This window comes from Sulfitobacter sp. SK012 (assembly GCF_003352085.1).
Classification (GTDB): Bacteria; Pseudomonadota; Alphaproteobacteria; order Rhodobacterales; family Rhodobacteraceae; genus Sulfitobacter.
The window spans coordinates 4,603,143-4,615,952 of the sequence record NZ_CP025804.1 but is presented as its reverse complement, the minus strand read 5'-3'; the positions used below and the strand labels follow the sequence as shown (position 1 = coordinate 4,615,952).

General features: G+C 54.0%; 11 protein-coding genes, 1 tRNA gene and 1 pseudogene. 3 read left to right on the top strand and 10 right to left on the bottom strand.

Going from position 1 to position 12,810, the window contains the following annotated elements; translation table 11 throughout:
• Positions 1-85 precede the first annotated feature (85 nt).
• A complete protein-coding gene (gene mtaB / locus C1J03_RS22440; protein ID WP_114888605.1) occupies positions 86-1,339 on the bottom strand; it encodes a tRNA (N(6)-L-threonylcarbamoyladenosine(37)-C(2))-methylthiotransferase MtaB in 1,254 nt (417 codons plus the stop codon).
• On the bottom strand, positions 1,336-2,178 hold the full coding sequence (dapF, locus tag C1J03_RS22435) for a diaminopimelate epimerase (protein WP_114888604.1): 843 nt from the start codon (positions 2,176-2,178) through the stop codon (positions 1,336-1,338). Before dapF ends, mtaB begins: the two co-directional genes overlap by 4 nt.
• A gap of 98 nt (positions 2,179-2,276) precedes the next feature.
• On the opposite strand from dapF, the gene C1J03_RS22430 reads away from it, so the two are divergent.
• Positions 2,277-2,352: transfer RNA gene (locus C1J03_RS22430), tRNA-Lys, on the top strand.
• 366 nt (positions 2,353-2,718) lie between these two features.
• On the opposite strand, the gene C1J03_RS22425 is transcribed toward C1J03_RS22430, so the two are convergent.
• The gene (locus C1J03_RS22425; protein ID WP_114888603.1) at positions 2,719-3,039 is read right to left on the bottom strand and encodes a hypothetical protein; all 321 of its coding nucleotides are present in this window, start codon (positions 3,037-3,039) and stop codon (positions 2,719-2,721) included.
• A 68-nt stretch (positions 3,040-3,107) separates the two neighbouring features.
• On the opposite strand from C1J03_RS22425, the pseudogene C1J03_RS22420 reads away from it, so the two are divergent.
• A pseudogene (locus tag C1J03_RS22420) lies at positions 3,108-3,305 on the top strand (transposase domain-containing protein); the annotation flags it as partial.
• A 254-nt stretch (positions 3,306-3,559) separates the two neighbouring features.
• On the opposite strand, the gene C1J03_RS22415 reads toward C1J03_RS22420, so the two are convergent.
• From C1J03_RS22415 to C1J03_RS22400, 5 genes are all read right to left on the bottom strand, one after another.
• Entirely contained in the window at positions 3,560-4,609 is a 1,050-nt protein-coding gene (locus C1J03_RS22415) for a hypothetical protein (RefSeq protein ID WP_162798639.1), read from the bottom strand.
• 148 nt (positions 4,610-4,757) lie between these two features.
• The gene (locus tag C1J03_RS22410; RefSeq protein ID WP_114888601.1) at positions 4,758-5,906 is read right to left on the bottom strand and encodes an MBOAT family O-acyltransferase; all 1,149 of its coding nucleotides are present in this window, start codon (positions 5,904-5,906) and stop codon (positions 4,758-4,760) included.
• Between the two features lie 14 nt (positions 5,907-5,920).
• Entirely contained in the window at positions 5,921-6,064 is a 144-nt protein-coding gene (locus C1J03_RS25505; protein WP_162798638.1) for a hypothetical protein, read from the bottom strand.
• The gene (locus C1J03_RS22405; protein WP_254694292.1) at positions 6,051-7,826 is read right to left on the bottom strand and encodes an AMP-binding protein; all 1,776 of its coding nucleotides are present in this window, start codon (positions 7,824-7,826) and stop codon (positions 6,051-6,053) included. Before C1J03_RS22405 ends, C1J03_RS25505 begins: the two co-directional genes overlap by 14 nt.
• A 110-nt stretch (positions 7,827-7,936) precedes the next feature.
• A complete protein-coding gene (locus C1J03_RS22400) occupies positions 7,937-9,871 on the bottom strand; it encodes a class I adenylate-forming enzyme family protein (RefSeq protein ID WP_114888599.1) in 1,935 nt (644 codons plus the stop codon).
• Positions 9,872-10,188: 317 nt separating this feature from the next.
• On the opposite strand from C1J03_RS22400, the gene C1J03_RS22395 reads away from it, so the two are divergent.
• A complete protein-coding gene (locus C1J03_RS22395; protein ID WP_162798637.1) occupies positions 10,189-10,626 on the top strand; it encodes a hypothetical protein in 438 nt (145 codons plus the stop codon).
• 228 nt (positions 10,627-10,854) lie between these two features.
• Here C1J03_RS22395 and C1J03_RS22390 read toward each other — a convergent pair whose 3' ends face one another.
• Entirely contained in the window at positions 10,855-11,409 is a 555-nt protein-coding gene (locus C1J03_RS22390; RefSeq protein WP_114888597.1) for a hypothetical protein, read from the bottom strand.
• Positions 11,396-12,709: a tyrosine-type recombinase/integrase gene (locus C1J03_RS22385; RefSeq protein WP_162798636.1), complete on the bottom strand. Its 1,314-nt coding sequence runs from the start codon at positions 12,707-12,709 to the stop codon at positions 11,396-11,398. The genes C1J03_RS22390 and C1J03_RS22385 overlap by 14 nt, the downstream gene beginning before the upstream one ends.
• Positions 12,710-12,810 lie beyond the last annotated feature (101 nt).

Below are 12,810 nucleotides of genomic sequence, written 5' to 3'. Positions count from 1 at the left end.
ATGATGCGCTGTCTAGAAAGCCAGTATCGCTTAGGGTGCATTTTCCGGTCACGTGTTCAGTTACTTTCGCGTTTCTGGGCCGGGTTCATCCGATAAGGGAATCGGTCCCAGCAGATAGAATGGTTACTGGAACAATCTGACCTTCAACTTGCGGTTGGTCAAATGTCACAGGCGTGAATTGTTCCGTGCGTCCCATGGTTGGGCTCTCCATCAAGACGGCGTGCGTGCGTCCCACTTGATTGGAGAGATGTTTCTTGACCTGCGCAGCACCCGCTTCACGGAGCCTGGCTGCGCGCTCTTTGATCAGAGTGCCATTCACTTGTGGCATCCGTGCGGCAGGTGTGCCGGTACGAATCGAATACGGAAAGACATGAAGCCAGGTGAGGTCACAGTCTTCGATCAACGCGAGAGCATTTTCAAACATCGCATCAGTCTCGGTTGGAAATCCGGCGATGATATCCGCACCAAAGACCATGTCTGGACGCAGACGCTGCGCCTCTCGGGCGAAGCGGATCGCATCATCGCGCAAGTGGCGGCGCTTCATCCGCTTAAGAATCATATCGTCGCCATGTTGCAGCGACAGGTGAAGATGCGGCATCAGACGCGGCTCTGTTGCAATGGCCGCCAGTAGGTTTTCGTCCACCTCAATGCTGTCGATGGAACTGATGCGCAGCCTAGGTAGGTCAGGCACCAGTCGAAGGATGCGCATCACCAGATCGCCTAATTTCGGCTCAGCGGGCAAGTCCGCACCCCAACTTGTGAGGTCCACACCTGTCAGCACAACTTCGTTATAGCCCTTATCCACCAGCCGTTTGATTTGATCCACGACAACGCCAGCCGGTACTGAGCGGGAATTGCCGCGCCCAAAGGGGATGATGCAGAAGGTGCACCGATGGTCACAGCCGTTTTGAACCTGCACATAGGCGCGGCTGCGGGTGCCAAAGCCATCGATTAGATGTCCTGCCGTCTCAGTGACGGACATGATGTCATCAACCTGCACCGCTTCGGTTTCACCAATGAAATCTGCTGCGAGGCCCTTCCACGTGGCACCCTGCATCTTTTCGGTGTTGCCAATAACCGCGTCGACTTCTGGCATGGAAGTAAAAGTGGTTGGTTCGGTTTGCGCAGCGCAGCCGGTAACGATCAAGCGTGCGTTTGGATTGGCCTTTCGCAGCTTGCGAATATCTTGACGGGCTTTGCGCACGGCCTCCGCTGTGACGGCGCAGGTGTTGACCACTACGGCGTCTTGCAGTCCTGCATCCGCCGCAAGTTCCTTCATTGCTTCAAGCTCGTAGGCATTCAAGCGGCAGCCATGGTTCGAGAATACAGGCGCGCTCATGTCAGGCTCTTGATAAATTCGGACGTCAGTACGCCGGATGCCACGTGCATTGTCGTTCCGGTCATCCAAACTCCGTCATCGCGCCAGTCAATCGTCAACGTGCCACCATCAAGGTCGAGCCGCACTTTGCGGCCCGTCAAGCCACGCCGCGCCGCTGCGACGGCCACCGCACAGGAAGAGGAGCCTGAAGCCAACGTAACGCCTACGCCACGCTCCCATACGCGCATGCGTATGTGGTCAGTGCCGAAGATCTGCGCCACCTGTACGTTTGTGCGCTGCGGATAAAAGACGTGGTGCTCATGGACGGGTCCAAAAACTGCAAGGTCGATAGAATTCACATCATCAACGAAGAAGGTGCAATGCGGATTGCCCATACCTGTCGCAACAGGGCTGCCATCCATAGGAAGGGAAAGGGTATCCATCTCGCGTGATAACGGTATGTCCGCCCACGCCAGCTGCGGTAGGCCCATGTTGATAGATGTCAGGCCATCCCCCGCATCCACTGCAGCCAGATCGCCTCGTTCAGTTGTCAGGAGTAGGTTCGTCTGTCCGGTTTCGTCCATCAAGTGCCGTGCGATGCAGCGGGTTGCATTGCCACAGGCAGCCGAGGTCGATCCATCGGCATTGTAGAACGTGAGGTGCGCGTCACCTGTTCCGTTTGAAATTACAGCAAGCTGGTCAAAACCGATACCAAACTGGCGGTGAGCGATTCCTTTTACCAGTGCGGCCGGCAGCGGCACGTTTTGAGCACGCGCATCCACGACGACAAAGTCGTTTCCAAGCCCATGCATCTTCATAAAGGGCAATTCGGTAGGTGCTGCAGTGTCCATTGGGGGCATATAACGCTGCTTTGCAGCGTTATCCAGCGGTTGGACACGAATTAAGCACGTTAAGGGCTTGACCCCCCTGCGGCACCTTTCTAAGTAGACCGCCTAGTGGGCCTGTAGCTCAGTTGGTAGAGCAACTGACTTTTAATCAGTAGGTCTCCGGTTCGAACCCGGACGGGCTCACCAGTTTTAACTTAAAATACAGCTATTTAAGCTGTGGTAGCGATTCGCCATAGCTTTAGTGGCACCTCTGGGGGACATATGGGGGACAGGGCCGTTGGTTTCGGTCGGTGCAGCGGTACTAAAGGCCCCAGTCTTTCCTCACCTGACAATATAACAATACCTGACAAAACCCCCTCTGGGTCCGCAGCCTCGATTCTCATGCTGTAGTCAGAAAGCAGTCTGGTGGTTGGAAAGATGAAGCTATGCTCGCATGCCCTTCGCGGCGCAGTCGTTTCATCATCCACATAGGCTTATGCCGCATGGCCGTGGTAATGTCTCAAGAGCCCTCCGAACTAGCCACCACCAGGGGCGGCTCGGCTGGAAACGACCTCACATCAAACCACTGGAACCTTGTCCCATCGCATTCGCCTGATCCTCCATGACAATCTGTTGTGCACTAGACCTAATAGGGAACAACCCTGCACGAAACGCGCGCAAGTCGATCAGCCACCACGCATCAAGGCCGGTCTGGGCTGCGTTGGAATGCCCGTAGAACATCCAATCGCCATTGCCGTTCACAATCTTAGACAGCTCGGTCTGACGTCCAGATGCGACCGCTGACCGTATCGTGAACTGATGGGGGTTCCTCTGCGCATAGCCAGGACGGCGGATCCGCGCTGCAACCCGCATATCGCGAGCCTCTAGCATCATCAGGTCAGTTGCTTGCAGGTGGTCATGGGGTGTTATTGCCGAACAGATTGACCAGTACGCGCACGCGTGGGGAGTCCGCCGCCATAGCCTATACCCTGATCGAGACATGCAAGCTCAACCGCGTAAATCCAGAAGCTTGGCTTGCTTGGGTCCTGGAACGCATCCAAGACTACCCCGTCAATCGTATTGGCGAGTTGATGCCATGGCAGTATCAGGCCATCGTCGAGGAACAGAAAGCTGAGATCGAAGCAAAAAACGTCGCTTGATCAGATGCAGCGTTGATGCTTACGACATTCCGATGTGAGAGCGAGAATCTGATGTACAGCCTTACCGTCAGGCGGATTATTCCGGGCTGGTTGTGAAATAGTGAAATGGAAAGCGTTTGGTCATCCTGTAGTGGCAGGCAGTCGCCCTCCCCGCCTCAAGCCAGTTTCTTCCGGCAGTGCTCACCAGAGTTGTCTCGGTCCAGAAATTCGTCAAAAGCACACTCAAGCACCCATCGCTTCCACTTGAAACCAGCCTATTCGCAGATTGAACCCGGTTCTGGAAACGCATCGAGAATTCGATTCGTGATCAGGGCTGCAGCCAGATCCGCCCCTTTTGGGTTGTAATGCGCGCGACTGTAAAAATAGTTTCGGGTGGGTCGCACAGCCTTAAGCACGTCCGGGAAAACTGTGAATCCGTCACCAGAGTAAGTCTCTATAGTTTCGCTTTTCCACCTTTGATCAGCTTCATGCTCATCGCCCCTGGCTAACCCGTGGAAATGGAAATGGTGAATATCAGCGTCCTGCGAAAACCGAACGATCTTGTCCAAAGCAACGCGTTCGGCTTCTATGATCGATGCGATCTCCTGGTCCGACATCGCATTGCGGAACCGGTCTGATCTATCTGGTTCCAGCCGGTTCCGCGGAACCCAGTATTTCCAGTAGATGCGAAATTTTTTTACCAGTTCAAGCACTTCGTCAGGATCGCTGTGCGATCTATCCTGCGTTTCTAGCGCAGGATTCGCCTCTTGATCGAGGTCAATTGCTGCATTCTGCTTCCTTTCCCGGAAATTGGGGCCGGGATCAAGGATAATCACATGATCGATTGCGGCGTCAGCAAGAACATTTTCGAGCAACCAGGCAAGATCTGTCTGCTGATATCTTGGCCCGGAGACGGACACATAGTCGAACGTGCAAGTCCGGTTCTGGTCTGACAGCCGTTCTACGATCAGGGCAGGAAGCGTCTGATCCTGCTCTAAAGCCAGCCCCAAAACGGTGCTTGTTCCCAAAACGGCAACGCGCACGCGACCCGGAGGTTTCGGATTTTGCAGTTCAGGCCCTCGGAAGCCAATCGAATTGATTGATACATGTCCGTAAACGGTGTCCGGCCGCATCCGAAAGGTCGTTATCGCCGGTTCAGCCACGCCGACCTCAAGCCAGAAATCCCAGTGATCGCCTTCCGTGTCCCGCAACAGCCCATCGTCAACACCGAGCCTGATCGCGACCTCAACCAGCAGCAAAAGAAGAACCGGCACCAAAGCCAGAAACCCGACAAATGCCAGTTCGCGCGAACGTTCTGATGTCATAAATGCTGAAATCATAGGTTCAGATACCGGAAATTTGCAGGCGCTTCAAAAGCACATAGCAGAATGAGGCAGATAAGAACTGCCATCCAGAAACCAAAAAGCCATGTTCCCAAGACGGGCCCGAACCAGTGTTTGAAATATCCATACATCACAACCACCACAGAAATACTTTGTCAAAAATAACGAGAGTTTCCCGCAAGCCACCCGAGTAAATAATCACAAAACCAAACCAGACGAAATGGACCGTCAGCAATACAGAGAGTGCATACACAAACCCGACTAAGGGTTGTGGCACCGTCGGCATCCACCTCGCTTTGATCCCCTGCCAGTACTGCCAGATGACCAGACCAAGGCCATGATAAATACCCCAAATGATGTAGCGCGTAGAGATCTCGTGCCACATACCAATGACCAACATCGTTGAAATAGCACCAAGTGCTGGGTTTCGCGTAATGCTGACCACGGTTTCATAGATGTACTCACGGCACCATCTCGATAATGATATGTGCCAGCTGCGCCAGAAGCTGCTGATGTTTGGTTGAAGATAGGGCCAGTTAAAGTTCTCCAGTACGCGAAACCCTAGCATACGCGCAAATCCGATCGCGATGTCGGAATAGCCGGAAAACTGAAGATACACGTTCAGGCCGTTTTTTACGATCAGAAGATATGCCACCAGCGCACCGTCCTGGTCGGGATGCTCCAGGATCCATTCTCCAAAGAGACGCTCCACCAGAAAATTGCTTATCACAGCCAGCTTCACGTAGCCGTAGACGATCCGTTCGGCACCTTCCGACAACATGCGGGGATCAAAACGTTGCCTGGCCATGTCTTTCAGATAGTCATCTATCCGGTGGATCGGTCCGACAACCAGCGTTGGCAAGAAGAACAGATAGGAAATGAGCTCTCGCAGTGAACAGATCGGAACACGTCCTGTGTAACGCTCCATCATGAAGTGAACGCATCGGAACGTGTAGAAACTAAGGCCCAATGGTATCAGCACAGTCTGCAGCAGTGCAAGATCCCGGTTCACGACACCAATTTTGAAAAATATCAGTATCGCTACCATACTGGACACGACCGCTGCCAAGGCTGCGGTTGGCACACTCTCTCTGTTCCCTGCAATGTGGCACATCAATGCGAATATGCACAGCAGCGCTGCTGAAAGGGGGTCGTAGACAAGCAGAAATACGAGCGAGACCAAGGCTAGCACAAGCAGCCGCACAGGCCCTGGCGACAGCCAGTAAACAAGGACTGTTCCCCACAACCATAAAATCCAGCTCAGAGTAACAAACGCCATGACTGCATTCTGTCTTATACGATGAGGAAGTAGGTCAGCGTTAACGCTGTGATGGATGCCAAGATGCCAAAAACAAGGAACCACGCCAGAGCGGGTGCAGGTTCTTGGTGTTTGGTCAGAAACGTACGGCTTTCAGATTTAATGCTACGACGTGCCATTTTGTTCTTCCAGTATCTGCGCGAGCTCTTTCAGCGACCTGATATTCAGAAACGCACGAGGCGGGATCGTCACGCCATATGCGCGCTCAGCCTCAAGAATTAGCTGAACATGCGCAAAGCTGTCCCAGCCGACGGCTGATTTCGCGGTAGAATTCAAGGTCAGGTCTTTTGGCTCACAATTGAAAACTTTGGACGCAATTCTAATAACGTCTTTTGCAACCTCGTTCGACCGGCCCTCGCCTGTCATCTCAGGCGCCCGGGCAATATCTCGCAGTTTTCTGACAATCGCCTTGCCAGACAGAGTGCGAGGAATCTCGTTCAGAAGCAGAACGGTGCGCGGCACTTTATGACGCGCAAGATTGTCTCTGCAAAACCCGACAATCTCTTCTCTGGCCCTAGCCTTATCATCATGTTCAGTGTCGAGCGCGACAGCGGCGACAACTTTTTCGCCGAATGTCGGATCGTCAATACCGAAGACTGCAGCATCCGTCACCCAGGGCAATTTCATGATGACATCTGAGACATCCGCAGGATTGATGTTGATCCCTCCGGAGATGATTATGCCGCTTTCCCTTCCGGTGATGGAGACAAAACCATCCTGGTCCAGCCTTGCCAGATCTCCCGTGCGGAACCAACCATCCGAGAACGCATTACTCGTTGCATCCGGATTATTGCGGTAGCCTTTTGCGACGATGTCACCTCGTATCCATAGTTCACCTTCGTCCCCAAGGGCAACTTCCTCTCCTTGTGAAGTCATCACTCTTATTTCGCAACCGACCGGCTTGCCGGCCGTACCCAGACGATAGGTGCCGTCCTGCGGTCCGCAGTACGACGCCTCACAGACGGTTTCGGAAAGACCATAGGCGTTGCACACTCTTACCGAAAAGCGATCTTCGAAGTTTTTCCAGACTGGCAAACCAAGCCGGTCTCCGCTCGAGCGAAGCATCCGAAAATCCGGTGTATCAAAAGCGTCATCAAACGACTCGGGTAAGCTGAGGATCAGATTGAGCAAGGTCGGCACAACGAAGAAGTGTGTGATACGGTCCCGGTATACAGATAGCAGCATGCTCTCCAGCTTGTCGAACTCTAAAACAGATGGCCGGTAAAGGGTGGCGCCGACAAACAACACATGCAGGGGTCCGTGCAGAATGCCGTCCGTAAAATGTAGTGGCAGCGGGTTAAGCAGGCGTGTTTCAGCCGTAAACTGATAAACCTCACGGAATGCATCGAGCTGCGCTTTGATGTTTTTGTGGCTTAGTTCGACAACCTTTGGATTGCTTGTAGTGCCGGATGTCATCAACATCATAGCTGTGCGATCCGGATCGACAGGGATCGCCATTTCCAGCGGTTCGGCGGCATCAATATGGGCTTCGTAATCCGATTTGGGCGCAGACTTACGGCCGCTCCCAAGCAGTTTGCCGACAAAACTGGTTTTGTCCGGCTTGGCGGCGTCAACGACAATTCTGGTCACGTTTTCCGGCAAAGGGTGATCGTCATCAATGTCACGGTCAATAAAGACATGCGCGACATTGCTTGCCCGCAGTGCATGTGCACGTTCGGAAGGTGTAAGCTCGGGGTTGATATTTATTACTGGAACACCAACGCGCAGCGCAGCAACAAACAGGCACGCCATTTCAGTTGCGGAACGTGTGATAATGCCCATTCCGCGGTCCGGATCGCAGGTCTCAAACAGAACACGCGAAAGTTTTTTGACGCGCTTATCAAACTGGCCGTAACTGAACGCGACACCATCAACCACCATGAAAGGTTTCTTGGTGTCAGCAGCGGTGAGGCTGTCCTCAATCCATCCATTTGGGTATGCTGTGGGAGAAATCTGTCCGCCCATATTAAACTGGTTCATAACTAAAAATCCTACACAGATGAGTTTCGCTCGTCCATCGTCGCGGCTGCGTTTTCATGTGAAACCGGGTTTAACTTCTCTTCGCACAAAGACTTCAGTCTGTTTTTATCGGGCTTATTTTGTGCCGCACGGGGGAAAGTATCCATAATCAATAGAATCCGCGGTGTTTTGAGGTGCCCCAGAACCTCCTGTACGCGCTGACGCAGCCTGAACTCAAGGCCTGTCTGGTCCTGTCCTTTGCCGGGAATAATTGCACCGGCGATACACTCGAGACCCTTTTCATCTTTCACAGAGAATACACTGGCTTCCAGAACACGGTCATCTGCGTGCAGGATATTCTCGATCTCGATGGGCATCACGATCTGTCCATCCGGCGCCTTCATCAGGTCCGAACTACGCCCTGCAATCTTTACTTTGCCAGTGGCAGTATAAGAGGCAAGATCACCGGTTCTATACCACATCTCATGCGCAGATAGGCGCTGTGGGTTATCATGCAGTGAATGGGGCGACGGGCCTTCGGGCATGACATACCCGTCCATCAGGCCCAGGGAGACCACCAACAGGTGGCCAATCTGGTCGATCCCGCAGATATCACCGTTGTCGTCAACCACGCGCACAAGTGCTTCATTCTCAAAGCCGCCGCCTGCCGTGATCACATCGAGATCAGTCGTTCGGGCCGACAGTGAGCCGCCGTATTCGCGACTACCAAAATGCTCCGCAATTTCGACTCGGGAAAGGGCGCGCAAATCGCGCACAAGCGTTTCACCAAACGGTGCAGCCGTTGAGCACAGGTTACTGAGGCCGTTCAGGAAAGGCGTGGCAAACCGTTCGCCACCTTCAATAACAGAGCGCAGTGCGGACGGACCAATCATCGCACAGGTTACCCGGCATTCGCTGCAGTCCATTGCGTAGTCAAGCGGAGATCCGCGCGAAGACGGTCGCGGGATCATTACTCGCGCGCGCTTCAGTAAAGGCACGCCCGTAAGAAGAGCGGTTGAATACCCCCCAACAAAATCGCTCACGGAGCTGAAGATATCGGTATCGGAAAAGCTCCCCATCCGGGAAGAGCGGTCATTGGCAAACCAGAACGCCTGATGCGACAGGAGCACTGATTTGGGTGTACCGGTCGACCCGCTGGTAGACGATATCAGGCACAGGTCTGCCGGATCCACCTCAGCGGGCGCGCGATCCTGTGCCGATGGCGCTGGGGCCGCACTGATCCAGGTCAGAAATGCATCGTCATCTGCCCCGGGGTCGTCACCCGGAAGCGCTATCAGTCGGTACACAGCATTGGCAGAAGCCAGATCCTCTGTGCGGGCGGAGAAAACAATCTTCGCCGGTGTCCGCTCAAGCTGCGACAGAACAACGCCCGGCGCGGCATTGCTGTCCATACGGATCAGAGGGGCACCATGCATCCATGCCGCCAGAGTGATCAGGTAAGTCTCAAGGCTGAGTGTGCTGTCAGCCCCAATGATATCACCCTTGCCAACCCCGGCATTGCGCAGCGCTGACCGGATGCGGGCGGTGGCATCGAGCACTTCGCCAGCGGTGATCGTGTCACCGCGTGCGTCAACAATAAACGGATCATCTGCCGGGCGGTTGTTCAGGGCCTCCCAAACAAGGCAAGACATCGTCCGTTTCGCCCAAGGCTCTGAAGGCCTGGGGCCTTTGCCGTGCCTGAACTCCAGCCGGAATGCAGGTATGTCATCCGCCCCACACCTCAGCTTGCGCGCCAGGCCATCCACAATCTGGCTCAGATCCTCCAAGGTTTGTCCGGTAAATTGCTGCAATCGGGACATCGGAAGACCGCTGGAGCGCCAGAACATTACCGCCTGTTCATTCGGTGACAACTCAACGGCGTGACCGGCAGGTGTTTCGACAATGCCAGTCCGGGAATCGTAGAGCAGTGCTGCGGTTTTTGAAGATGTGTAATCGTAGCCGCTCATGCAGAAATACTGGTGGAGACTTCAGTCTCGCGCCCAGCTGCGACAGCCTCATCAGCAAACCACATCACGTGGCCCTCAACGAAGCGACTTTCCATTAGGCATCCACTCTGAAGCCGAAAGACCTTTGTGAACCAAAAAATATCTAAATCTCCTAAATCAAAACTCATAACGTCAAAGGCGCTAGATTCGGGCCTGTCGGCCAAAAACTAACTAACTGTAAGTGGCATACTCCGTAAAATTGGCAATTTTATGTTGCCACAGGCGGACTTGTTCATTCATCTCTTTGCAGAGTTTAACGCTCAATGACAGGTTTTTGTGTGAACACTGATAAACAGATCATCCTTTTCGGCGTTAAAAGTCCACTTGCCGTTGACTATCAGGAAACAATAGAACGCGCTGGCCTGAAACTGACTACGGCCATATCTGTCGGATCAACAGTCAGGCTTTTGAACCGAGAAAAATTGAAGCCACTCGCTGAATGCAAAAACGGCATTCGCCCGGGGCGCTTTATAGCCTGTGCCTTTGTACCATCGAACCGAAGGAAACTGAGTCAGATCGCAAGGGAAAACCGTTATGTGGAATACCCTGGACTGATCGACCCAACTGCTGTCGTTTCCCGTAGCAGCCGGATTGGAGTCGGCACTTACCTGAATGCTGGTGTTGTGCTGGGCGGGCAATCCATAATTTCGGAGCATGTTTTCATAAATCGTGCGTCCAGCGTTGGCCATCACTATTCAGGATACTTTAATTCATGAAGACTTCGATTCCAGGGTCGCTCTAGCGTGTTGAGAGCGAGAGAAATTAGTCGCCAAGACAGGCCATCTTGTTGACCCGCCCCGACTGGTTCTCCAGGTCTTCAAAGTGATATCGGTACCGCTTAACCGTTTGCTCGTTGCGGTCGAGTTAATCGCTCAGCCCGAAATGCTTGGATAGAGCGTGCCATGATCGAACGTACTCATGCTATTCCAACGGACCGCGCGCCGCTAAAGAGCGCTCATGCGTGTGAACGCGACTTCGATCCTTGCCAGAATTGCCGTTGGGGTTTTGCAGTCATATCTGAGTGCTGCCGCCGATAGTTCACGTTTTCGTTCGCGTTCAGGTGTTAGCTGTCGTGACAGCATCGACCAATTCTTCAACTTTCTGGATGTTACACCCGCAGGACACACCTTAGCGACTTTTTCGCATGCCTCTTTTTGCGTTTCCCCGTGGTCCTCTTTCAGCACGAGGACTGCCGCGACCGCCTGCATCAGCGGGAACTCTTCGCTAAATGATGTTTGGTTGCCAGTGTTACCGTTCATCGAAGCGCCTTTTTCCGCATCTATTGTGCGACTGAACAAGCGGAGCAGAGGCGCATCCAGCTCTTCGGTGGCGATCTCTGGTGTAAGACCACGCAGGAACTCGATTGCATAATTGAGCGCCGAGGCTTCCTGCTCTGCCTCGGACGCGCCGTCCAACTCTCGGAGGTCTTCCAGCAAGATCTGCACCCGAAAACCCAAACGCTTCAGCGTCTCGTTCGCATCTTCTTCAACCTTCCGCACTGACAGTCTCCTTTACCCACGCCTCATATGCGTTTTGAATTTCTACCCGCCGGCCAAAGCGGTCATCATGGTCATAGCGTTCCTCAAGGTCGCTGCGTTTGTGACCCACCATTAGTTCTGCCATGTCCGTGGGCACTTCCATTTCACTCAGTCGTGTTCGATAGGCACGGCGTAGCGTATGCAGGGCCACATCGCCTCGGCCGCAGCTTGTCTCCATCGCCGCCTTGATCGGCTTCAACCTCGCGCCGCTGGTTTGGCTGTCCAACACACCGCCAACTTTATTCGGAAATACCAAATCCGTTACGCCGCCGACGGTCTGCGCCTTCAGGATGGACAGGCTCAATGGGCCAAGGGGCACGTCCATCGGTTCGCCGTTCTTTCGCGTCTCGGCGCGCGCGTGCCAGATGCCTTTCTCAAGGTCTAAGTCACACCACTCCAACTTCGCCAGTTCGATACTGCGCTGGCCTGTCAGCAACAGCACGCGCAGGAAGTCCCTATACATATCTGTGTGGGCGCTCTCGGTAGCCGCCCAGAACGCCCGAAACTCGACCGCATCGCGCAAGTTGGGTTGCTTCCCCTTTGAGCGCGCAACCTTCTCTGCGCGCGTGCCCTTGGGTTTTCGATATCCCGCCATGACGGAGTAGGGCAGGTGCTTCACGGGCCCTGCCGCGTAGTTCAGCATCCCTGTTATCGCGCGCCGCAGCGCATCTGCGCTTGGGATGCCGACCGTCCTTTCAGCATGGGTAATGGCGTTGAGGTAGTCCAGTTGTTCCAAGGTCTTCGCATCGCGAACCTTCAATTTATCAAGCCAACGGTTCAGCGTGCCGATCGTATCTTTCCAGCGCACAACACCACGCTGCTGAAGGTTCTCTTCGTATGCGGCAATGAGGCCAGCCAACGTAAGGGTTTCATCCGCTGACCGTCGCCGTGGGTCAGCACCATGCCGCAACTGCTGCATTATCCGTGCCGCTGCATCCCGGGCATCGTTTAATTTGAGGTCACCCACTGCAGCCAACCGGATATCAACCCGCTTGGCTGCACGACCTTTGCCTATCCTTCCGCGCACGTAATAGCTTTTGGCGGCGGTGGCAGATGCTTCGACCGCAACGTATAGACCTTTGGTTTCGGTATCTGCGACCCAGCGCCGACCTTGGGCTCTTCCTTCCAGCTTACGCACGCGCTCGGCAGTCAGCTTCATCTTGTTCGCAGTTAACGCCGCCGCCTCAACAGATATCTTCTCAGAGGCCCGGCTCACTCCCTGTTGGGCACGCTTGTCTGCAAGTGATGCCACATTGCTCATAGTTGAAACTCCTTCCATCACACACCTATCACACACCAAAATACGCAGCAATGCGTAAAGGCACGTAGAGTTTTTCCGCATAGTCCATATTTATAAGGTAT